Below are 23,388 nucleotides of genomic sequence, written 5' to 3'. Positions count from 1 at the left end.
CGCACCTGATGGGGAACACCATGGCTCGAATATTGATCGTCGATGATTCGCCGACCGAAATGTACAAACTCACCGGCATGCTGGAAAAGCACGGCCATGAGGTGCTGAAGGCTGAAAATGGCGCCGATGGCGTTGCCCTGGCCCGTCAGGAAAAACCCGATGCCGTGCTGATGGATATCGTCATGCCGGGGCTCAACGGTTTTCAGGCCACGCGCCAGCTGACCAAGGATGCCGACACCAACATGATCCCGGTGATCATGATCACCACCAAGGATCAGGAAACCGACAAGGTCTGGGGCAAGCGCCAGGGCGCCAGGGATTACCTGACCAAGCCGGTGGACGAAGAAACCCTGATGAAAACCCTGAACGCGGTGCTGGCCGGCTGACAGCCGGGCTTTCCATGGTCGAGCCACGTACTGCCTTTGAGCTGCTGCTCGATATCGATCAGCGGTGTCGATCTCTGGCGGCAGGTCTGCCGTTGCAGGAAACCCACCAGCAGGACTGGAGCGGCATCGGCTTTCGCATGGGCGAGCAACGCTTCGTGGCGCCCATGGGCGAAATCGCCGAAATCCTGCACGAGCCGCGTTATGCCGTGATGCCTGGCGTAAAGCCGTGGGTGGTCGGCATGGCAAACCTGCGCGGGCGGCTGTTGCCGCTCATGGATCTGTGCGGTTTCTTCGGTCACGAACTGTCAACGGTTCGCAAGCAACGGCGGGTGCTGGTCGTTGAGCATCAGGACGTGTTTGCGGGTCTGGTGGTGGATGAAGTCTTTGGTATGCAGCATTTCAGTCAGTTGAGCCTGATGCCCGAAACCCTTGTTGCGCCGGACATGGCCGTGGTGCCGTTCCTGCGCGGGCAATTTCTGCGTGAGCAGGCCTGGCTGGTATTCAGCCCCTGGGCGCTGACACAGTCTCCTGATTTCATGGACGTGGCATTGTAAGCGGCAGGTCGGTCCGCCCGATCTGGTCGGGCGTGTTTGTTTCACGAATCGCGGTTGGTCCAGGCGGGGGCCTGATTTAATGAGTAAGACTGGCAGGTCACTGGAAGGCGCACAGAGCCGGGCGCAGATTATTCTGTTGTTCGTCGCGCTCATCGTTTTCATCATTTTGTTGTTCGCCAACTTCACTTATCTCAATACCCAGTCGAACTACGACAAACAGTACATCGGCCATGCCGGTGAGCTGCGGGTGTTGTCCCAGCGCATCGCCAAGAACGCCACCGAAGCGGCGGCCGGCAAGGCCCAGGCGTTCAAGTTGCTGACCGATGCCCGCAACGATTTCGACCTGCGCTGGGGTTATCTCAAGAAGGGCGATCCAGCCACGGGCCTTCCGGCTGCGCCTTCTGCCGTTCGTGATGAGTTACGCGCCGTGCAGAACGACTGGGAGAACCTGCGCAAGAGTGCCGATGTTATTCTGGCCAGCGAGCAGACGGTGCTGTCCCTGCATCAGGTGGCCGCGACCTTGTCCGAGACCATCCCGCAATTGCAGGTCGAGTACGAAAAGGTCGTTGAAATCCTGCTCAAGAGTCACGCTCCGGCCAGTCAGGTCGTCCTGGCGCAACGTCAGGCCCTGTTGGCGGAAAGAATCCTCGGTGCGGTGAATATCGTGCTGTCCGGTGACGAAACCGCCGTGCAGGCCGCCGATGCCTTTGGCCGTGATGCCAGCCAGTTCGGGCGTGTGCTCAACGGCATGCTCGAAGGCAATTCGAGCATGCGCATCGCTCAGGTCGAGGACCGCGATGCCCGTACGCGCCTGGCGGAAATCTCCGAACTGTTCGAGTTCGTGTCCGGTTCGGTCGACGAAATCCTCGAAACGTCTTCCGAGCTGTTCCAGGTGCGTGAAGCGTCCGGCAATATCTTCAATACTTCGCAGACCCTGCTGGAGAAAGCATCGGTGCTGGCCAGCGGCCTGGAAAATCTGGCGACCACCCGTTCTGCCAACTCCATCGGCGAGTACGTGCTGGGCCTGCTGGCGTTGATGTCCATCATCCTGATCGGTCTGGTGATGGTGCGCGAAACCAATCGCCAGTTGCGCGAAACCGCCCAGAAGAACGAGCGCAACCAGAACGCGATCATGCGGCTGCTGGATGAAATCGAGAACCTGGCCGATGGCGACCTGACTGTGACCGCGTCAGTGACCGAGGACTTCACCGGTGCGATTGCCGACTCCATCAACTATTCCATCGATCAATTGCGCGAACTGGTGGTGACCATCAACCTCACCGCCGAGCAGGTCGCGGCAGCGGTGCAGGAAACTCAGACCACCGCCACGCAACTGGCGGCAGCGTCCGAGCATCAGGCGTTGCAGATCAGCGCCGCATCGGCAGCAATCACCGACATCGCGGTTTCCATCGATCAGGTTTCCGCCAACGCCTCGGAATCCTCGGCGGTGGCAGAGCGTTCGGTCACCATTGCCAACAAGGGCAACGAGGTGGTGCACAACACCATCCATGGCATGGACAACATTCGCGAGCAGATTCAGGACACCTCCAAGCGCATCAAGCGCCTGGGCGAGTCCTCGCAGGAAATTGGCGATATCGTCAGCCTGATCGATGACATTGCCGACCAGACCAATATCCTGGCCCTCAATGCCGCCATTCAGGCGTCCATGGCGGGGGATGCCGGGCGTGGTTTTGCGGTGGTTGCCGATGAGGTACAGCGTCTGGCCGAGCGTTCGTCGTCCGCGACCAAACAGATCGAAATGCTGGTGCGGGCCATCCAGAACGATACCAATGAAGCGGTCATTTCCATGGAACAGACCACCAGCGAGGTGGTGCGCGGCGCACGGCTGGCGCAGGATGCCGGTGTCGCGCTGGAAGAGATCGAGGGTGTTTCCAGGGTGTTGGCCGAACTGATCGAAAGTATCACCGACGCGGCTCGCCAGCAGGCCTCGTCTGCCGGGCAGATTTCGCAGACCATGACCGTGATCCAGCAAACCTCGACACAAACGACTTCGGGTACTGCCGCCACCGCAGAGAGCATCGGCAACCTGGCGAAAATGGCCAGCGAAATGCGCCGCTCGGTGTCGGGATTTACCTTGCCGCCATCCAGAGAAATCGGATGATGCCCTGGAAATGAACAGTCTTGATCGGGTAAGAGGCAGGACTCATGGCTGACCGCCGCGATTATGTCGCTCTGGAATGGCTCAAGGGCGAGATAGCCGAAACACTCAGGCAGGCCCGTCAGGCGCTGGACGCATTCGCCAGCGAGCCGGCGAACACGGCTGCCCTGGATGAATGCCTGAACCTTGTACATCAGGTTCACGGCAGCCTGCAGATGATCGAGTTCTATGGCGCGGCCCTGCTCGCCGAGGAAATCGAGCAACTGGTTCTGGCCCTGCAACAGCATCGGGTCAGCCAGTTGGCCGAGTCCATGCAGTTGCTGGATCAGGCCATGACCCAGTTGCCGGTTTATCTGGAACGGGTCCAGTCCGCACGGCGTGACCTGCCGCTGGTGGTCTTGCCGCTGCTCAATGACCTGCGCAGCGCCCGTGGTGAAAGCCTGCTCTCTGAAACCAGCCTGTTTGCCCCGCAACTGGTCGTCGTCCCGCCGCTCGATGCCGAGACACTGGCCCGGCGCAATACTGCGGAATTGCCCGAGTTGCTGCGCAAGTTGCGCCATACCCTGCAGGCTGCGCTGGTGGGCCTGATGCGTGAGCAGGATGTAAAGGCTCAGCTGGGTTTCATGGCCAAGGTGTTCGCCCGGCTGGAGCTTTTGTGTGCAGATGCGCCGCTTGGGCCGCTGTGGCGAATCGCTTCGGCGCTGGTCGAAACCATGCTCAACGGCAACTTCACCAACAGTCCGGCGTTGCGCAGCCTGCTCAAGGACGCAGACAAGGAACTCAAGCGCCTGCTGGAGCAGGGTATCGACGGCATCAACCAGCCCGCGCCTGAAGAATTGCTGAAAAGCCTGCTGTTCTACATCGCCAAGTCCGACAGCCAGGCGCCGAAGATGCAGGACCTCAAGGATCAGTACGCCCTGGCGGAAGCCTTGCCCGGCAATGACGTGGTCAATGAAGAGCGCGCCCGCATGGCCGGGCCGGACCGCGATGCCATGCGTTCGGTGATCGTTGCGTTGTGCGAAGGGCTGGTGCGGGTCAAGGAGCGGCTTGATGTGTTCGTGCGCGGTGACCGCCAGCACGTCAGCGAACTCAATCCGCTGCTGCCGCCGTTGCGCCAGATTGCCGATACCCTGGCGGTGCTTGGGTTTGGTCAGCCGCGCAAGGTCATCATCGATCAACTGGCAGTGGTTCAAGGTCTCGCTCAAGGGCAGCGAGAACCCAATGATGCCGCGCTGATGGATGTGGCCGGTGCCTTGCTGTATGTCGAGTCGACACTGGCCGGGATGATCGGCCCTACCGAGCAGACCAATCAGGAAGACAGTCGTCTGCCCACCACTGACCTGATGCAGATTCACCAACTGGTGATCCGCGAAGCACGGATTGTCCTGCAGCAAGCCAAGGATGTGGTGCTCGATTACATCGATGGCGAGTGGGATCGCCAGCGGCTTGAGCCGCTGTGTGCCTTGCTGATCCAGGTGCGTGGTGCTCTGGCGATGATTCCTCTGGCCAGGGCGGCGAGCCTGTTGGCCGCCTGCAACGAATACATCGTCGAGCACTTGCTGGTGGACGACAACCGTCCTTCATGGACTCAGCTCGATTGCCTGGCCGATACCCTGACCGGGGTCGAGTATTACCTGGAGCGCATGGGCGAGGATCACGAGGCGCCGGGTAACCAGATTCTGGACCTGGCCCAGCAAAGCCTCGCCCGGCTGGGTTACTCGCCTGCACCGGACACGCTGGATGTGCCGCTGCTGGACGAAGTCATCACTCAGGACGAATTGCTGGAGCTGGATGACCGGCAGGTGCTGGTCAGTCCGACGCAGACCATCGCTCAGGTCCTGGCCAGCCCGGTGTCTGCCGTCAACCCGCCAGCTCGCCATATCCCCGCCAGCCTGCTGCCTCCGCCCGAGGGTGAGGAGGCCGTGGACCAGGAGTTGTGCGAAGTCTTCCTCGAAGAAACCGAGGAAGTACTGGATGCGCTGCGTGAATACCTGCCGCGCTGGTTTGCGTCGCTTGGCACTCCCGGCCATGGCGATAGCAGCGCATTGACCGAAGTGCGCCGGGCGTTCCATACCCTCAAGGGCAGCGGGCGCATGGTTCGCGCCCTGGTTCTGAGTGAGCTGGCCTGGTCGGTTGAAAACCTGCTTAACCGGGTGCTGGAAGGCGATGTTCTTGCGGGCCTGGAAGTGCAGCAATTGCTGACTGAAGTGCTTGCCTTGCTGCCTTCGGTGATCGACGACTTTGCCAGTGATGCGCAGCGCCAGCGCAACGATGTGGATACCCTGGCCGCCCGCGCCCATGCACTGGCCAACGGTCTTGAGCCTCCCAAAAGCATCCCGGCTGCCCGCCATGGAGCAGAAGCGCTGGACCCGCAGTTGCTGGAGATTTTCCGTCAGGAGGCCTATGGGCATCTGGGGGCGCTCAACCGCTTCCTCGATCACGCCGCGCAAAGTGCTTCGCCCTCCATCACCGATGCCTTGCTGCGCTCGCTGCATACCCTCAAGGGCAGTGCGCACATGGCCGGCGTTTTGCCGATTGCCGAACTGGCGAGCCCGCTGGACCAACTGGTGCGCGAGTACAAGGCCAACCTGATCGCCATCGGCGCGCCTGAGCTCAAGCTGTTGCGCAGTGCCGAGCCTTTGCTGCGCAAGGGCCTCGAGCAACTGGAGAGCAAGCCGCTGGCCGAGATTCCGGGAGCTGCCAGATTGATCGAGGCGGCTCATACGTTGCTCAACGAGCGCCTGACCAGTGCGCTGCGTGAGTCGGACAGCGGCTTGCGCATCAATCACAACCCCAAGCTGATCGCCACCTTCCTGGCCGAAGGCATGGACATTGTCCTGGATGCCGAGAACCTGTTGCAGCGCTGGCGCGAGCACCCTGGTGAGCGACAGGAACTGAGCGCATTGCTCGACGAGTTGACCACCCTTGGCCATGGCGCCCATCTGGCTGATCTGCCTCAGGTCGATGAGCTGTGCGAGGCCTTGCTGGACCTTTATGGCGCTGTGGAAGAAAGCAGTCTTGCGGTCAGTGAGCGCTTTTTCAGCGAAGCCGAAAATGCCCATGAAGCCTTGATCAACATGCTCGACCAGGTGGCGGCCGGTCAGAATGTCGATCCGCGTCCCGAATGCATTCGCGCCTTGCATGAACTGCTCGACGAGGCGCTGGACCCGTCCGCCATGGGCCTGATCAAGAGTGACGGTGTGCAAGCGCCGAGCATTACGGAGTTCGATGCAGCCACCGCACAACTGGCCAGTGAAGCGTCAGGTGCCGAGGTGGCTGATCTTGACGACGAGATCGTCGAAATCTTTCTTGAAGAAGCCGTCGATATCCTCGACAGCGCCGGACAATCATTGCAGCGCTGGCTGGAAGATCCCGAAAGCCCATTGCCGTTACCGTCCTTGCAGCGCGATCTGCACACCCTCAAGGGCGGCGCGCGGATGGCCGATATCATGCCGGTGGCGGCGTTGGGTCATGAACTGGAAGTTCTTTACGAGGGCCTGATCGACCGGCGCTACAGCTATTCACCGGAACTTGCCGGTCTGTTGCGCGCCAGTCACAACCATCTGGCGCGCATGCTGGAGCAACTGCAGGACCATCATCGACTGACCGATCCTGCGCCACTGATCGAGGCCATCGGCAGCTTCCGTCAAGGCACCTTCGTTCCCGCAGACAGCGAGGCCGAGCAGATGTGCGAACCGGCTGAGCCTCAAACCGAGGATGCCCCGGAGCGCGACCCGGAACTGCTGGAAATCTTCCTCGAAGAAGGCTACGACCTCAGCGAAAGCTCGGGCGCTGCCCTGGCGCGCTGGCAAGCCGATCCGCAGAACCTGCTGGAAGTGGAAAACCTGCTGCGCGACCTGCACACCCTCAAAGGTGGTGCGCGCATGGTCGAAATTGCTCCCATCGGCGATCTGGCCCACGAACTTGAATCCCTTTACGAAGGGCTTTCACGTGGCGACCTTCAGCCAGGCCCGCTGATGATCAGCCTGCTGCAAAGCGGCCATGATCTGTTGGTCGACATGCTTGATGCGGTGCGTGCAGACAAGCCTTTGCCCAGCGCTGCCTTGTTGATCGAGAACATCCAGAAACTGGCCAGCCTCGAGCCTGTGGTTCAAACACCGATTATCGAGGCCCCGGAGCCTGTGCCCGCGACGCCGGGCAATACCGAGCCGGAAGCCGAGCGCAGTGGCCCGGAAATGGTCAAGGTCGGCGCCGAGCAACTGGAGACACTGGTCAATCTGGCAGGTGAAACTTCGATTTTCCGTGGGCGGATCGAACAGCAGATCATCGACACGCAAATCACGCTGGTAGAGATGGAAACCACCATCGAGCGTATGCGCGACCAGTTGCGGCGTCTGGATATGGAAACCCAGGGCCGTATTCTCAGTCGCGATCAGGTTCAGGCCGAGCGCCTGGGTTATGAAGAATTCGACCCGCTGGAAATGGATCGACATTCGCAGCTTCAGCAATTGTCGCGAGCCTTGTTCGAGTCGGCCTCCGACCTGATGGACCTCAAAGAAACCCTGGGCAGTCGCGCCCGGGATGCGAAAACCCTCTTGCAGCAGCAGGCCAAGGTCAACACGGAATTGCAGGAAGGCCTGATGCGGACCCGCATGGTGCCTTTCGAGCGGCTTGTGCCGCGCTTGCGTCGGGTGGTGCGTCAGGTTGCTGCGCAACTGCACAAAAAAGTCAGTTTCGACGTGGGCAATGCCGACGGCGAAATGGATCGCACGATCCTCGAACGCATGGTTGCGCCGCTGGAACACATGCTGCGCAATGCGGTGGATCATGGTCTGGAAAGCACCGAAAGACGCCTCGCTGCCGGTAAGCCGGAGCAGGGCCATATCCAGCTGAATCTGATGCATGAAGGCGGCGATATCGTCATTGAACTGAGCGATGACGGTTCCGGTGTCGATATCGCTGCCGTGCGCCGCAAGGCCATCAAGCGCGGCATGATTCAGGAGGATGCGCAGCTCTCCGACGACGAAGTCTTGCCCTTCATTCTTCAGGCCGGGTTTTCCACGACTGAAATCATCACCCAGATTTCCGGGCGTGGGGTCGGTATGGATGTGGTGCATGCCGAGGTCAAGCAACTGGGCGGCTCGATCGTCATCGATTCGGTGCCGGGGCAGGGCACGCGCTTCCGGATTCGTCTGCCTTTCTCGGTGTCGGTCAACCGTGCCCTGATGGTGCAGTGCGCCGAAGAGCAGTATGCGGTGCCGCTCAATACCGTCGACGGCATCGTGCAGGTCATGTCCACCGACCTGGAGGCCTGTTACCAGAGCAGCCCACCGCGCTATCACTACGGCGGGCGCAGTTATGAATTGCGTTATCTGGGTGAACTGCTCAATAGCGGCAAGCCCAGGTTTGCCGGTCAGTTGCAGTCTGTGCCGGTGTTGCTGGTGCATCTGCAAGAGCAATGGCTGGCGGTGCAGGTCGATGCGCTGGCGGGCTCCCGGGAAATCGTGGTCAAGAACCTGGGGCCGCAATTCTCAAGGGTTCAAGGGATTTCCGGTGCGACCATTCTGGGCGATGGCCGGGTGATCTTCATTCTTGACCTGCTGGCCCAGATCCGTGCCCTGCAAGGTCGCTCGCAGATGCAACAGTCACAAGGGCTGGCTGCTCCTGTTTTCAGCGAAACCGAACACACCCGGCCTCTGCTGATCATGGTGGTGGACGATTCGGTGACGGTGCGCAAAGTCACCAGCCGTTTGCTGGAGCGCCACGGCATGCATGTGCTGACCGCCAAGGACGGTATCGACGCCATGAGCCTGCTGCAGGAACACACGCCGGATGTGATGTTGCTGGATATCGAAATGCCCCGCATGGACGGCTTCGAGGTTGCCAGTCAGATTCGCCACGACCCACAGCTCAAGGACCTGCCCATCATCATGATCACTTCCCGCTCCGGCCAGAAACACCGCGACCGGGCCATGGCCATCGGGGTCAATGACTACCTGAGCAAGCCGTATCAAGAGTCGGTGCTGCTGCAGAGCATTGCCCACTGGAGCCAGGTCAATGCCTGAAAGAACCTTCCAGAGCAGCCGCCTCACCACCCTGACCGGGCTGCTCCTGCCCTTGAGCGACCGCTCCCTGCTGCTGCCCAATGTCGCGGTCGCGGAACTGATCGACTATCAGGACTGCACTGCCGAACCTGACGCACCCGAGTGGTATCTGGGGCCGATCAGCTGGCGTGACCTGAAACTGCCCCTGATCAGCTTCGAAGCCGCCTGCGGCGGCCGACCTCGTGTAGGAGGCCGTGCGCGCATCGTCGTCCTCAACGCCTTGGGTGGGCGAAATGAAGTCCGCTTCATCGCCTTGCTGACCCAGGGTATTCCGCGCTCATTCAAGGTCGACAGCCAGTTGAGCTACGTGGACGTGCCCCTCGCCGAACTGGAACTGGCCGCCGTCCAGGCCGGAGACACCGTGGCCCGCATCCCCGATCTCGTGGCGCTTGAACAGCGAGTGGTGGATGCGGGGCTGGTTTGAGGCGATTCAGCAGGAGCGGATCGGGCGGCGCTCCGCTTATCCGCGAGGCGTTGTTGAGGGCGATAGATTTTCTTCGGATGTACGGGCGCTCCCACAGGTGTTTGACTTAGTAGGAGCGGATTCATCCGCGAGGCGTCATTTAAGACGATGCATTTTCTTTGGATGTACGGTCCTCTCGCGAATGAATTCGCTCCCACAGGTGTTTGACTTAGTAGGAGCGGATTTATCCGCGAGGCGTCATTGAAGACGATGCATTTTCTTTGGATGTACGGTCCTCTCGCGAATAAATTCGCTCCTACTTTGTAAGTCCGATCAGTGAAGGCATACCTTTCCCGGATTCAACCCCCGGCAAAGATACTGGCTATTGGCTTGACGCTTATCACTGCTGCCGTAGACTGACTTCATCCGACAAGGAGTCTCCGGTATGCGGTATTTGCACGGTTTGTTTTTCGGGTTGATGGGTGTGGTGTGTGTCGCTCAGGCGCAAACGCCGGCCGAGGTTGACCCGTTGTTGGATAACGCTGCATCTGCCGGTGTCCAGCCTGCTTCTGCCAGTGAGGCGCGAGGGGTGTTGCGGGCGCAGGATCAGGCGGTGCTTGCCAGTGAGCTGGCCGGGCGTATTGTCGACCTGCCGCTGCGCGAAGGTGAAACCTTCAACAAGGGCGATATGCTGGCTCGCTTCGACTGCTCGGCCTATCAGGCCCAGCTCAATGCCTCCCAGGCCGCCAGTCGCGGTGCCAATGAAGAGCTTGCTCACAATCGGCAACTGGCTTCGCTCAATTCGGTGGGTCGTTTCGAGGTTGCACGTGCAGAAGCCCGTGTCGCCGAAACCCAGGCGCAATCCAGTGTCTTTCAGGTCCAGGTCAAACGTTGCAGCGTGATCGCTCCGTATGACGGGCAGGTCGTGGAGCGCAAGGTCCAGCGTTATGAAAGTGTTTCCCCCGGCACGCCGCTGCTGGAGATCGTCGATAACCGGACTCTGGAAATCCACCTTCTGGTGCCGTCCCGCTGGATGGGCAAGCTCAAGGCCGGGCAGACGTTCAGTTTCGTGCCTGACGAAACCGGCAAGCCACTGACCGCCACTATCAAGCGCTTCGGTGCGCGAATCGATGAAGGCAGCCAGACCTTGCTGCTGGTAGCCGGTCTGCCAAAGTCCGAAGGCCTGCTGGCGGGCATGAGCGGAACGGCTCGTTTCCCGGAGCTTAAGTGAACGCCTCTGTGCCCGGCGTGGTAGAGCGGGTCTTTGCCCAGTTTCTTGATCTTGAACGACTGACCCGCGCCGCCCGCACGACCGATCAACTGGCTTACAGCCTGGTGAATGACGGTCAGCCACTGTTTGGCTTTCGTCATGCCGCGCTGGTGATTGCCGGCAAGGTGCGAGCAGTGACCGGTGTCAGCGTGATTGATCCCAATGCGCCCTTTGTCGCGTTCGTCGAGCATGCAGTCGCGCAATTGTTCAAGCTGGAGAAGGCCAAGCCGGCCAGTGTCGTGGCGATGGAGTCGCTCAGCGATTCGGTACGTGAAGACTGGCAAAGCCTGTCGGCCCTCCATGTGTTCTGGCTGCCGTTGCTGGACCACAAGGGCGAAGTGTTCGGTGGCCTGTGGCTGGCCCGCGACAAACCCTGGGCTGCGCCCGAACAGGTTCTGCTCTCGCAATTGGGTGATACCTACAGCCATGCGTGGCTGGCGTTGGCGCCGCACAAGCCCTGGCGTCTGCGCTGGAGTCGCAAGCGTCAGGTGCTGCTGGTGGCTCTTGCGCTGCTGAGCCTGCTGATCCCGGTTCGCCAGTCGGTTCTGGCGCCTGCCGAAGTCGTGCCATTGGCCGGTCGTGTGGTGGCTGCGCCGCTGGACGGCGTGATTGCCGAATTTTTGATCAAGCCCAACCAGCCCGTGAAGACCGGCGACCTGCTGGTGCGTTTTGAAAACACCACGCTCAAGGCTCAGGCCGACGTGGCCGAGCGCACCCTGGGTGTTGCCGAGGCCGAGCTGAAAGCCAACTCGCAGCGGGCGTTTGCCGATGCCGAGTCAAACTCGAAGGTCGACTTGCTGGCCGCTCGCGTCGAGCAGAAACGCGCAGAGCGCGATTACGCACGTGAATTGCTCAAGCGCAGTGAAGTCCGCGCCGAGCGTGACGGGATTGCGGTTTTCGCCGATGCCCAGCGCTGGACAGGCAAACCGGTCCAGACCGGCGAACGCCTGCTGGAAATCGCTGATCCATCCCAGGCCGAGCTGCGTATCGAACTGGCGGTGGGAGATGCCATTGCTCTTGAACCGGACGCGGAAATTGCTCTGTTCCTGGACAGCGATCCCTTGCATCGTCACTCCGCTCGCCTGGAGCGTGCGGCCTATGAGGCTCAGCCGACGCCCGGCGGCCAGTTGGCCTATCGCCTGGACGCCTCATTCCTGGATTCACCGCCTCCGCGTATCGGTCTGCGCGGCACCGCCAAGGTTTTTGGCGAGCGAGCGCCCCTGGCGTTGTATCTGTTGCGCCGGCCTCTGGCAGGTCTGCGTCAGAGCGTAGGCCTGTAAATGGCGCTGCCCAGCCTGCGGGCGGATCTGCAACTCACTTCTGCGGCCCCTGCACTCGACGGGTCGCCGCGCTGGACGCTGGCCGATCCCATACGCGGTCGTTATTTCAAGCTGGGTGCCCAGGCTATCCGCCTGTTGCGGCATTGGTCGCTGGGTGATCCTGCGCAGGTGCTGCAGGCCGCCAATCGTGAGCCCGGTCTGCCGTTGGGCGATGACGAAGTGCAAGAGCTGCTGATCTTTCTGCGCAGCCATGACCTGATCGCCTCGACTGACCCGGATCAGCGCGCCAGCTATGCCTACAAGGCCATGGCTTCGCGTCAGGGGCTGTGGCAGATGCTGCTGCATCAATACCTGTTTTTCCGCATTCCTCTGTGGCGCCCGGATGCATTTCTCAATCGCGCCTGGCCCTGGTTGAAGCGCTTTGGTCCCGGCATCCTGCGCTATGGCCTGCCTGCCACGCTGGGGCTCGGGATATTTCTGGTGGCGCGGGACTGGCAGCGCTTTATCGGCACCTTCCCGCATCTGTTCAGCCTCGGCGGTGCGCTGGCGTTCGGTGCGGCGCTGTTTTTTGCCAAGCTCTGTCATGAGTTCGGCCATGCCTTCATGGCCAAGCGTGCCGGGTGTCGCGTGCAGAGCATGGGCGTTGCGTTCATGGTGTTGCTGCCGTTGTTCTACACCGATGTCAGCGATGCCTGGCGAGTGAATGACCGACGCGCCCGTTTGCTGATTGGCGCAGGCGGTGTGCTGGCTGAAATGCTGCTGGCCTGTATCGCGCTGCTGGCCTGGTCACTGCTGCCCGACGGGCCGGCACGCACGGCTGCGTTCATGCTCGCCAGCGCGACCTGGCTGACGACGGTGGTGGTCAATCTCAATCCGTTCATGCGCTTCGATGGTTACTTTCTGATCAGTGATCTTTGGGAAGTGGATAACCTTCAGGGCCGCGCCTTTGCCCTGTGTCGCTGGCGCTTGCGCGAAGCCCTGTTCGGTTACGGCCTGCCAGCGCCCGAGCCCTGGACGCCAACCATGCAACGGCGTCTGCTGTGGTGGGGTTATCTGTCCTGGCTGTGGCGTGCGGTGCTGTTTTTCGGGATCGCGCTGGCGGTCTATCACCTGTTTTTCAAGTTGCTGGGGATTTTCCTGATGTTGGTGGAACTGGGCTGGTTCATCTTTCTGCCGATCTTCAAGGAAACGCGTCACTGGTGGGCAAATCGCGAGCAGGCCCATACGCCGCGTGTGTTGCTCAGTGGCGCAGGGCTTCTGGCGCTGGTGTTGCTGCTGGTGGTGCCTTGGCACAGCAGTGTCGAGCTGCCGGTCATGCTGGAAGCAGGCAGGGTTACGGCACTCCATGCGCCGGTCGCCGCACGGGTGAGGCAGGTGAACGTGCAGGACGGCCAGAAGGTGGAGCAGGGCGCAGTGCTGGTGGAACTGGAATCGCCGGATGTCGATTCGCGCCAGGCCATCGTGCGTCGTGAAATCGAAATCCTGCAATTGCAGATACGTCGTCAGGCCGGGCGCAGCGAGACGGTGGCGGATGTGGGCATCATCGAGCAGCGTCTGGCCAGCGCCGTGGCGGAGTATCGCGGTCTGGCAGCTCAGCGTGAGCGTTTGCTGGTACGTGCTCCACAGGCCGGTCAGGTTCGCGACCTCATGCCGCAACTGGCTCCGGGCCGCTGGGTTTCGACCCAGACGCCTCTGGCCCGTGTCGTCGAGGGCGGCACCCGGATTCGGGGGTATTTGGCTGAAGATGCCTTGTGGCGTATCGCTCCGGGTGACAAGGGCCGTTTTATCGCGGACGACCCCATGCGCTCGTCGCTGCAGGTCGAGTTACTGGATGTGGATGCCAACGGCGTGTCCTATCTGGATCAGGAAGCTCTGGCGTCCGATCACCACGGGCCGATCGCCGTGCGCCGCGACGAGAATCAGCGTGCGGAGCCGGTGCAGGCGCAATACGGGGTACGCCTGAAAGTGATGGACGATATCGAAGCACCCACCCAGCCGTTGCGCGGGGTTGCGGTGTTGCAAGGCCGAAGTGAATCGCTCTTGGGGGCAACCTGGCGCAGGTTGGCGGCCCTGGGGGTTCGTGAAAGCGGTTTCTGAAAAAGTGGTTTCCAGGGAAAGAGGACGACACTGATGTTGAACAATGCAGACGGGCTTGAAGTCAGGCCTTCACGTGATACGGACAGCCCGTTCATTCAGTCGCTCTACCATTCGGCCAGGCCCGATTTGCAACTGATCGATGGCGAGCGTGATCTGGTTGAGGACGTCATTGCCCAGCAATTTCGTGTGCAGGAAGCCGGCCTGGGGGGTGAGTTTCCCAATGCGATGCATTACGTGATCGAAAAGCTCGGCACTCTGATCGGCGCGCTGGTGGTGGACTTTGGTCCCAATGAAATCCGTGTGTTGTATCTGGCGTTCATTCCGGCAGCCCGGGGCAAGGGTTATGGGCGCACGGTATTGCAAGGTGTGCAGCAAGCCGCCGAAAAGGTCTGTTGCCCCGTTGCGACGGTGGTCTGGGCCAATAACCCCCATGCGCGCCAGCATTATCTGGCGCTGGGGTTTCAGGTCGAGGAGCGGGATGTGGCGGCGGAGCGTCTGGTCTGGTATCCGGGCCAGGCCAAGGCGGGCTGATCAGTTGAAGCTGATGCAGTAATAAGCCAGGTTTGCATCGCGTCCCATGGGCGGCACTCGGGAAACAAAAATCTCTTCCAGCCTGCCCAGTTCCGGCAGATCGAGGGCGCACAGGCCATCGACGAAGGCGCTGGGCTCCAGTGAGTTGAGGCTGACGCTGAAGGGCAGGCGCTGGTTGTCGGACAGGCGCGCCAGCGGTTTTTCATCGATGGAAGAGATGGCAATCGGCAACTGACTGCCATCGTCCAGTTGCAGCGAGCAGGTGCTGCCCAGCAGTGTACGGAAATGTTCGACGGTAATGTCTTGCAGCATGGAACGACTCCAGCAAGGGGAAGAGCCCTTCCCTGGGCTCGGGCGGATCAGTTGCGAGTAGGGAAAAGACCCTGCAGGGCAATGCTGAAGTTCACGACCAGAAAAGGGTTCATGCTATCCAGAGGCTGACTACCTCCAACGGACTGCATGGTCCCGCTGATAGCGGTCGAGACGCCTTTCTGCACGATAGGCGCTCCGGTTCCCAGGTCCGGTGCAAACATGTTGGCGGAAGTCGGGCCGGCTGTTGTGCCTCCGATATAGCTGTTGGTAGCCGTTGGCACAATGGATCCGGTAGTGCTTGGCAGGGCGCCCAGGTTGATGGTGGTTGTCGCTGTCAGGGCACTCATCTGGTGTACGTGAGCCGGCATGTTGGCGATGGCGACCGTGACCTTTTCAACGCCCGACGCAGTGCCGATCACTCTGTTGGTCAGGTTGAGGCCGGTTCCCTGGTTGACCGGCACCCTGCCTTGCAGGTTGGGCAGCATGAAGTTCTGTGATGCATTGCCTCCATAAATGACGCCCAGCAACGCGTACAAGGCGTTGTACTGACTGATGTTCAGCGTCTGGCCGTTACATTGCGCCCAGCCATTGGGTGCAAAGGGAAAGCCGAACGTCATGATCGAGCCCATAAAAACTTCCATAAACCCTCATCCTTCCTATGTTATGGGTAATGCGTGAGCCACCCAGGCTTCGGCCTGCAGTAGTGGCAAGATGAGAGCGTAGTTGGTGTTTCATGAACTGCTTTGCTTTTACACATGCATGTCGTGATTGAAACATTTTGACGCGGTGTGTTGATAAAGATGCTTTCTCCCTCCTCCATTTCAGGAAAAGGGCTACAAAATTTTTAGCGTTTCCCACGACCGTTCATCTGATAACTATCATCCAAAAAAACGGTAAAGCCCGGAAATAAAGGCTTTCGCGTCTGAATATGCGTGTTTTGTGACGATATGGGCTCAAGTTCAGGGAACTAATGTCGAAGTAATACTATTCGAGTATTTTTTGTTACGTTAGGCTGACATTGGTTTCCAGACGGACAGGAACAGGCAGGCACGGGATGCACGACTTCCACTTCATATCGGGTCTGCCACGTTCGGGTTCTACCCTGTTGTCGGCCATCCTTCTGCAAAACCCTCGCTTTCACGCTGGCATGAGCAGCCCGGTCGCTTCGCTGTTCTCCAGCGTTCTGGGCCAGTGCAGTGCTGGCAGCGAATTCGCCTCCGTTATCGACACCGACGCTCGCCGCCGCCTGCTGCGCGGGATTTTCGATAGCTACTACGCCGACAAGACCGACAAATCCATCGTCTTCGATACAAGCCGCGGCTGGTCTTCACGCCTGCCCGCCTTGATGGACCTGTTCCCCAAATCCAAGGTGATTGCCTGCGTGCGCAATGTGGCCTGGATCATGGACAGCATCGAGCGCGTGTATCGCAACAATCCGTTCGAGAACACCAAGCTGTTTGTCGACGATGCCGAGCGCAACACCGTCTACAGCCGCGTCGAGACCCTTGCGCAACGCAATCGTCTGGTGGGTTTTGCCTGGGCTTCGCTCAAGGAAGCCTATTACGGCGAACATGCCGATTCGCTGCTGTTGATCGATTACGACCTGCTTTCCCAGGCACCGGAGCGAGTCATGCGCCTGGTGTACGAATTCATCGGCGAGCCCTGGTTTGCCCACGATTTCAACAACCTTTCCTATGACGCGCCGCAGTTCGACGATGCCTTGGGCGTCTCCGGCCTGCACAAGGTAAAACCCAGGGTTGCCTTCGAAACCAGGCACACGATCCTGCCGCCCGACCTGTTTGAGCAATATTCAAAGTTGTCGTTCTGGAATGACGGTTCGGCAAGCGCTGCCAACGTCATTCGCATGAAATCAGACGCCGCGGTCAGTTGATCGCGGTTTTCCATATCAGTGTTACAGCGTTCGATCCCGGGTGAGCAGCATGTGGTGGAATAAGAAGAAGTCGCCGACCGTAAAGCGGGCATCCTCGGGTGCGAAATCCTCCGCTTCCCCCATGATCATGTCGCTTGAGCCGCGGATGTTGTTTGACGGCGCTGTGGCTGCCACCGTGGCCGATGCCGCTCAATCCGACAGCAACGCGACGAACGAGGCTGCCAAGACTACCGATCAGGCTGGCGCCAAGGACACCGGTAGCGACAGCCATGCGCAATCGGCTGCCACGGCTGATATCACTACCACGTCGACTGCCGTGACAGGCAATACCGTGGTCTTCGTCGACTCCCGGGTCAAGGATGCCGACAGCCTGTTGGTGGGTGTTGCGCCCGGTGCCCAGGTGGTCATGCTCGATGCCACCAAGGACGGCCTGCAACAGATCGCCGATTATCTTGAGTCCCACCAGGGCGTGAGCTCGGTGCAGATCATTGCCCACGGCAATTCGGGCGATCTGTGGCTGGGCAACAGCTATCTGTCGGCGGACAACATTGCCCAGCGCAGCGCTTTGCTGGCCGAGATCGGCCATGACATGGTCGCCGGCGGCGATATCCTGATTTACGCCTGTAATACCGCCGAGGGCGAGTTGGGCCTGAGTTTCGTCGACTCGCTGGCGAGCCTGACCGGCCGTGACATCGCGGCATCGACCAACCGCACAGGCGTGGGCGGTGACTGGACGCTGGAGATCGCGACCGGCACCATCGAAAGTGCCAGTGCCTTGTCTCAGCAGGCGATGAACTCGTACGAGTGGGGGCTGGCGACTTTCACCGTCACCTCTACAAGCAGCACCGGCGCAGGCACCTTGCGTGCGGCCCTTGCCAGTGCTCAGAACGGCGACATCGTGACCTTCGCCAGCAGCATGACCGTCTTGCTCGACTCCCAGTTGGTGGTCAACAGGAATATCACCGTCGATGGCGACTTGAACAACGACGGCGTGGCTGACGTCACCCTCGACGGTCAGAATAGAACGAGCGTGATCCGTGTCACCTCCGGTACGACGGCCACCTTTGACGGCCTGATCATCACACGAGGCCTGGCCAGTACGGCAGGTGCCTCCAGTGGTTCGGCCATCGCGGCGGCTGATGCATTGGGTGCAGGTATCAATAACGCGGGTAACCTGACGCTGCGTAACGTTGCCGTCACTGCAAACTCGGCTGCTGGTGGTGGCGGTGGCGGTGGTGTGCTGTCACCTAATATCGGTGGTGGCGGCGGTGGTGGCGGCGGTATCGGTGGCCAGAATGGTGCTGCCGGTGGTAGTGCCGGCTCCTATAGTCCGTCCTCTCCTTCGGCCAACACGGGCGGTAATGGTGCAGCTTTCAGCACCATCTATTTCGGTGGGCGTGGTGGTAACGGAAGTGGTGGTGGCGCCGGTGGCGTGGGTGCGCCTTATGGCTATACCAATGGCGGTGCCGGCGGTACCGCTTCCTCAGGCGGGCGGACCATCGGCGGCGGTGGTGGCGGCTCGGGCTTCGACGCAAACGGCGGCAGAGGCGGATCGGCAGCAGGCGGTATCTATAACTCCACCACCGGAACCCTGGCGATCATCGGTACTTCGACCATCAGCAGCAACATCGCAGCAGGCGGTGGTGGCGGCGGTGGTGGCTCGATCGGTGGCAACGGAGGTCGTGGTGTTGGTGCCATCTGGAACAGAGGCACGCTCAACATCACGGCGACCAACAACGCGGCAATGACCGGTAACGTGGGGGGCAGCGGTGCGGGTGGCCAGGCAACCAGTGGTGGTACGAACGGTACATCGCCAGCGAGCGTCAGCAATATTTTCAATGACGGTGGAACGCTGAACACCGCCTACAACTCTGACGTTACTTCACCCACCATCTCCAGCATCGTGATTGCCAACCCGTCTCTGGGTTCGGGTGGCACGTCTGCCGTGACGTTCACCTTCAGTGAGCCGGTGTTCGGTCTGGATATTTCCGAGATTACCGTTCCAAACGGCACGCTGAGCGGCCTCACCACGACCAACAACATCACCTGGACTGCCACGCTGACGGCGGCCAGCAATGTCGGTGACTCGAGCAACGCCATTACCCTGGCCGGTTCTGCCGTGCAGGACTCAGCGGGCAATATCGGTACGGGCACCGGGACGTCCAACAACTATGTGGTCAGTGATACCGTCCCTCCGACAGCGTCTATTGTGGTGTCTGACAATGCGCTGATCTTTGGTGAAACCTCACTGGTCACCATTACGTTCAGCGAAGCGGTAACCGGGTTCACCAACGCTGATCTGTCGGTTGCCAACGGCACACTGACCGCGGTGAGCAGCAGTGACGGCGGTGTTACCTGGACCGCAACCCTGACGCCGAACTCTAATCTGACCAGCGCGACCAACGCGATAAACCTCAACATGGCCGGCGTGCAGGATCTGTCGGGCAATGCGGGCAGCGGCACGACCCCATCGAACAACTATTCAATCGACACTACCCGTCCGGTTGCCACTATCGTGGTTTCCGATACGACCTTGAGTATCGGTGAAACCGCGCAGGTCACCTTCACGTTCAGCGAAGCGGTGAGCGGTTTCGGCGTTGCCGACATTACTGTGCAAAACGGTACCTTGAGTACTCCGACCACCAGCAACAACATAGTCTGGACAGCCACCTTCACGCCGGTCGGCGGCATTGCTGACAGCACCAACATCATTACCGTGGACAACAGCGGTGTCACCGATGGGTCAGGCAACGTCGGTGCAGGTATCTCCAGCTCCAATAACTATGCGATCGACACCTTGCGCCCGACAGCGTCTATCACAATGTCGGACACCGCTCTTTCCATCGGTGAAAGTTCGATTGTCACCATCACGTTCAGCGAGGCCGTGTCCGGATTCACCAATGCCGACCTGACGGTCCCCAACGGCACCTTGACTGCCGTCAGCAGCAGCGATGGCGGTATTACCTGGACGGCGACCTATACACCTAATATCAATATCGCCGACACCACTAACATGATCACGCTGAGTAATGCCGGCGTGACCGACCTGGCCGGCAACGCCGGGACCGGTATAACCAACTCGCCAAACTTCACCATCGATACCATCCAGCCGACTGCCACCATCGTGGTGTCGGACACCGCATTGAGAATCGGTGAAACTTCGCTGGTGACCATCACGTTCAGCGAGGCGGTGACAGGTTTCACCAATGCCGACCTGACGGTTGCCAATGGCACGTTGAGCGCTGTCAGCAGCAGCGACGGTGGCATCACCTGGACGGCCACACTGACGCCGACCGCCAACCTGACCGACGCTACCAACCTGATCACGCTGGATAACACCGGGTTCTTCAACGGTTCCGGCAACTCGGGCAGCGGCACGACCGTATCCAACAACTACGCCATCGATACCGAGCGCCCGACCGCGACCATAGTCGTGGCCGACAACGCCCTGAACATCGGTGAAACCTCGCTGGTGACCATTACCTTCAGCGAAGCCGTGACCGGTTTCACCCTGGCAGACATCACTGTGAGCAACGGTACACTCAATTCGCTCAGCAGCAGCGATGGCGGTGTGACCTGGACAGCGCTATTCACGCCTGCGGCTAATATCACCGACAACACCAACGTCCTCACTCTTGCCAATACTGGCGTGTCCGATGCGGCAGGCAACGCAGGCACGGGTACTACCGACTCCAATAACTACGCGATCGACACCTTGCGCCCGACTGCGGCCATTACCATGGCCGATGCTGTGCTATCGGTTGGTGAAACCTCATTGGTCACCATCACGTTCAGCGAGGCCGTAACCGGGTTCACCAATGCCGACCTGACGGTCCCCAATGGCACCTTGAGCACAGTCAGCAGCAGTGATGGCGGTATCACCTGGACGGCGACCTATACGCCCGATATCAACGTCTTCGACACCAGCAACCTGATCACGCTCGATAATTCCGGTGTGGCGGATCTGGCTGGCAACTCCGGGAGCGGCTCGACCAACTCGTCCAACTTCACCATCGATACCCGGCAACCGACTGCCACCGTTGTGGTGTCGGACACTGCGTTGAGAATCGGTGAAACCTCGCTGGTCACCATTACGTTCAGTGAGGCGGTAACAGGCTTCACCAATGCCGATCTGACGGTTGCCAATGGCACCTTGAGCTCGGTCAGCAGCAGCGATGGCGGTATCACCTGGACAGCCACCCTGACGCCGACCACCAACCTGACCGACGCCAGCAACCTGATCACGCTGGATAACACCGGGTTCTTCAACTCTTCAGGCAACTCGGGCAGCGGTACGACCGTCTCCAACAACTACGCCATCGATACAGAACGTCCGACCGCGACCATAGTCGTGGCCGACAACGCTCTGGCCATCGGTGAAACCTCGCTGGTGACCATCACTTTCAGCGAGGCGGTCAGCGGTTTCACCAATGCCGACCTCAACGTTGCCAATGGCACCCTGAGCGCAGTCAGCAGCAGCGACGGCGGTATCACCTGGACCGCAACCCTGACGCCGACTGCCAACCTCACCAGCGCCAGTAACGTCATTACCCTGAATAACGGTGGCGTGACCGATGCGGCGGGCAACGCAGGTACTGGCCTCACGACTTCGGGCAATTACGCGATCGACTCTGCGCGTCCTACCGCGAGCATCGTTGTGGCAGACAGCGCTCTGTCAGCAGGCGAAACCTCGCTGGTGACCATCACCTTCAGCGAAGCGGTCACCGGTTTCACCAACGCCGACCTGACAGTTCCCAATGGCACCTTGAGCGCAGTCAGCAGCAGCGATGGCGGTATCACCTGGACAGCGACCTTTACGCCGAATGCCAACAGCTCTGACACCAGTAATGTGATCAGCCTGAACAGCAGCGGCGTGACGGACCTTGCAGGCAACGCCGGAACCGGTATCGTCAATTCGGGCAACTTCACTATCGACACCCAGCAGCCGACCGCAACCATTGTGGTCGCGGACAGCGCATTGGCGGTCGGTGAAACCTCCCTGGTGACTATCACCTTCAGCGAAGCGGTGACCGGTTTCACCAACGCTGACCTGACGATTGCCAATGGCACCTTGAGTGCTGTCAGCAGCAGCGATGGCGGTATCACCTGGACGGCAACCCTGACGCCGACCGCGAACGTGACCGATGCCACCAACCTGATCACGCTGGACAACACCGGCATTGCCAATGCTTCCGGCAACATCGGCAGCGGCACGACCGTTTCCAACAACTACGCTATCGATACCGCGCGTCCTGTCGCGAGCATCGTGGTTGCCAACAGCACGCTGGGCATCGGCCAGACCTCGCCGGTCACGATTACCTTCAGCGAGGCGGTCACCAACTTCGATCTTTCGGACCTCAGCGTGGCCAACGGCACCTTGTCGAATCTGGTCAGCAACGACGGCGGCATCACCTGGACCGCAACCCTGACGCCAACGGCGAATATCAGCGATGCGAGCAACTTCATTGTCATGGACACCAGTAATGTCACGGATCTGGCGGGCAATGCCGGCTCCGGTGTCATCAACTCGGCCAACTATGTCATTGACGGCCAGGCGCCGAGCCTTGCGAGTATTGTGATTGCCAACCCGAACCTGACCACGGGTCAGACCACTCAGGTGACCTTCAACTTCAGCGAGCGTGTCAGCAACTTCGACCTTTCGGATCTCAGTGTGGCCAACGGCACCCTGTCCAACCTGGCCAGCAGCGATGGTGGCCTGACCTGGTCCGCGACCCTGACGCCGACAGCGAATACGCTGGATCCGAGCAACTTCATCACCCTGGACAGCAGCGGTGTGACGGACCTGGCAGGCAATGCCGGTATCGGTATCACCAACTCCGGCAACTACGCGATCGCGACCCTTTCCCAAGGTGGCGATCCACAGTTCCGTATTGCCGATTCGGTGCCGCTGACCAGCCAGCCAAACCTGCCATTGCAGCCATCGCTGTTTGGCCCGCCGACCGGAAACCTGGGTTCGCCACTGAGTTTCGCGCCGCTGTTCGAGCAGCGCACAACAGGCGGCAGCCTGCCACCGGTGGGCAATATCTTCATCAGCAACGGCGCGCTGGCACCCAGCTTCATCGCTCAAGTCTTCACGTCGGATGCGCCTGGCAGTAACGCAGCCTCCAACGGCGGTTTCCTGGGCTTTGGTAACGGGGAAGGCGGCGTGTTCGGCAACAGCACATTGTCGACGCTCTTCACTCGCGAGTCCTCGACTGACACCTCGTCACAAGGTGCTTTCGGTAGTGGCAGCAGCCGTGGGTTAAGCGAATCGTCACAAGGTATTCGCGGCAGCTTTGGCGCGCTGACCCTGGAGCAGCAGCTGCAATTGCTCAAAGAAGGCGAGCAGAAACAACTGCATGAACTGGCATGGGCTTTGGGGAAAGCCGGTATCAGTGAAGTGCAGGCTTGAAACAGCGTTTGAGTCAGGCGCCGGCAAATCCCGGCGCTTATAAAAAAGAATGTGGGACAGGGGCGGTC

The 23,388-nt window shown here is 60.3% G+C and carries 13 protein-coding genes; 11 read left to right on the top strand and 2 right to left on the bottom strand.

Annotation, left to right across the window (positions count from 1 at the left end):
- Nucleotides 1–20 precede the first annotated feature (20 nt).
- The 9 genes from pilH to KQP88_RS23030 all read left to right on the top strand — a co-directional run bounded on the left by pilH (nt 21) and on the right by KQP88_RS23030 (nt 14,705).
- The gene (pilH, locus tag KQP88_RS23070; RefSeq protein WP_002551739.1) at nt 21–386 is read left to right on the top strand and encodes a twitching motility response regulator PilH; all 366 of its coding nucleotides are present in this window, start codon (nt 21–23) and stop codon (nt 384–386) included.
- 14 nt (nt 387–400) lie between these two features.
- Entirely contained in the window at nt 401–940 is a 540-nt protein-coding gene (locus tag KQP88_RS23065; RefSeq protein WP_025262260.1) for a chemotaxis protein CheW, read from the top strand.
- Between the two features lie 79 nt (nt 941–1,019).
- The gene (locus KQP88_RS23060) at nt 1,020–3,062 is read left to right on the top strand and encodes a methyl-accepting chemotaxis protein (protein WP_200995249.1); all 2,043 of its coding nucleotides are present in this window, start codon (nt 1,020–1,022) and stop codon (nt 3,060–3,062) included.
- A 44-nt stretch (nt 3,063–3,106) separates the two neighbouring features.
- The gene (locus KQP88_RS23055) at nt 3,107–9,085 is read left to right on the top strand and encodes an Hpt domain-containing protein (RefSeq protein ID WP_216704280.1); all 5,979 of its coding nucleotides are present in this window, start codon (nt 3,107–3,109) and stop codon (nt 9,083–9,085) included.
- Entirely contained in the window at nt 9,078–9,548 is a 471-nt protein-coding gene (locus KQP88_RS23050; protein WP_198729158.1) for a chemotaxis protein CheW, read from the top strand. Before KQP88_RS23055 ends, KQP88_RS23050 begins: the two co-directional genes overlap by 8 nt.
- Before the next feature lie 424 nt (nt 9,549–9,972).
- Nucleotides 9,973–10,758 carry an efflux RND transporter periplasmic adaptor subunit gene (locus KQP88_RS23045; protein ID WP_216704279.1) on the top strand — a complete coding sequence of 262 codons (786 nt, stop codon included), beginning with the start codon at nt 9,973–9,975 and terminating at the stop codon, nt 10,756–10,758.
- Nucleotides 10,755–12,077, top strand: coding sequence for an efflux RND transporter periplasmic adaptor subunit (locus KQP88_RS23040; protein WP_216704278.1), 1,323 nt, complete (start codon nt 10,755–10,757; stop codon nt 12,075–12,077). The genes KQP88_RS23045 and KQP88_RS23040 overlap by 4 nt, the downstream gene beginning before the upstream one ends.
- Nucleotides 12,078–14,174: an HlyD family efflux transporter periplasmic adaptor subunit gene (locus KQP88_RS23035; protein WP_216704277.1), complete on the top strand. Its 2,097-nt coding sequence runs from the start codon at nt 12,078–12,080 to the stop codon at nt 14,172–14,174.
- A gap of 33 nt (nt 14,175–14,207) precedes the next feature.
- Nucleotides 14,208–14,705, top strand: coding sequence for a GNAT family N-acetyltransferase (locus KQP88_RS23030; RefSeq protein ID WP_200995243.1), 498 nt, complete (start codon nt 14,208–14,210; stop codon nt 14,703–14,705).
- Here KQP88_RS23030 and KQP88_RS23025 read toward each other — a convergent pair whose 3' ends face one another.
- Both KQP88_RS23025 and KQP88_RS23020 read right to left on the bottom strand, forming a co-directional pair.
- The gene (locus KQP88_RS23025) at nt 14,706–15,017 is read right to left on the bottom strand and encodes a DUF6916 family protein (protein WP_200995242.1); all 312 of its coding nucleotides are present in this window, start codon (nt 15,015–15,017) and stop codon (nt 14,706–14,708) included. It lies immediately after the preceding gene.
- A gap of 47 nt (nt 15,018–15,064) precedes the next feature.
- Nucleotides 15,065–15,658: a phage tail protein gene (locus KQP88_RS23020; protein WP_216704276.1), complete on the bottom strand. Its 594-nt coding sequence runs from the start codon at nt 15,656–15,658 to the stop codon at nt 15,065–15,067.
- 413 nt (nt 15,659–16,071) lie between these two features.
- On the opposite strand from KQP88_RS23020, the gene KQP88_RS23015 reads away from it, so the two are divergent.
- Entirely contained in the window at nt 16,072–16,908 is an 837-nt protein-coding gene (locus tag KQP88_RS23015) for a sulfotransferase family protein (protein WP_200995240.1), read from the top strand.
- A 145-nt stretch (nt 16,909–17,053) separates the two neighbouring features.
- A complete protein-coding gene (locus tag KQP88_RS23010) occupies nt 17,054–23,320 on the top strand; it encodes an Ig-like domain-containing protein (protein ID WP_216704275.1) in 6,267 nt (2,088 codons plus the stop codon).
- Nucleotides 23,321–23,388: the final 68 nt, after the last annotated feature.

Source organism: Pseudomonas lijiangensis (assembly GCF_018968705.1).
GTDB lineage: Bacteria > Pseudomonadota > Gammaproteobacteria > Pseudomonadales > Pseudomonadaceae > Aquipseudomonas > Aquipseudomonas lijiangensis.
The sequence above is the reverse complement of the archived record's forward strand: the minus strand, read 5'-3'. Positions and strand labels throughout refer to the sequence as shown.

Bases quoted from the DNA above. Each gene is read 5' to 3' on its own strand.
- pilH (WP_002551739.1), top strand. From the start codon at position 21: ATGGCTCGAATATTGATCGTCGATGATTCGCCGACCGAAATGTACAAA.
- KQP88_RS23065 (WP_025262260.1), top strand. From the start codon at position 401: ATGGTCGAGCCACGTACTGCCTTTGAGCTGCTGCTCGATATCGATCAG.
- KQP88_RS23060 (WP_200995249.1), top strand. From the start codon at position 1,020: ATGAGTAAGACTGGCAGGTCACTGGAAGGCGCACAGAGCCGGGCGCAG.
- KQP88_RS23055 (WP_216704280.1), top strand. From the start codon at position 3,107: ATGGCTGACCGCCGCGATTATGTCGCTCTGGAATGGCTCAAGGGCGAG.
- KQP88_RS23050 (WP_198729158.1), top strand. From the start codon at position 9,078: ATGCCTGAAAGAACCTTCCAGAGCAGCCGCCTCACCACCCTGACCGGG.
- KQP88_RS23045 (WP_216704279.1), top strand. From the start codon at position 9,973: ATGCGGTATTTGCACGGTTTGTTTTTCGGGTTGATGGGTGTGGTGTGT.
- KQP88_RS23035 (WP_216704277.1), top strand. From the start codon at position 12,078: ATGGCGCTGCCCAGCCTGCGGGCGGATCTGCAACTCACTTCTGCGGCC.
- KQP88_RS23030 (WP_200995243.1), top strand. From the start codon at position 14,208: ATGTTGAACAATGCAGACGGGCTTGAAGTCAGGCCTTCACGTGATACG.
- KQP88_RS23025 (WP_200995242.1), bottom strand. From the start codon at position 15,017: ATGCTGCAAGACATTACCGTCGAACATTTCCGTACACTGCTGGGCAGC.
- KQP88_RS23020 (WP_216704276.1), bottom strand. From the start codon at position 15,658: ATGGAAGTTTTTATGGGCTCGATCATGACGTTCGGCTTTCCCTTTGCA.
- KQP88_RS23015 (WP_200995240.1), top strand. From the start codon at position 16,072: ATGCACGACTTCCACTTCATATCGGGTCTGCCACGTTCGGGTTCTACC.
- KQP88_RS23010 (WP_216704275.1), top strand. From the start codon at position 17,054: ATGTTGTTTGACGGCGCTGTGGCTGCCACCGTGGCCGATGCCGCTCAA.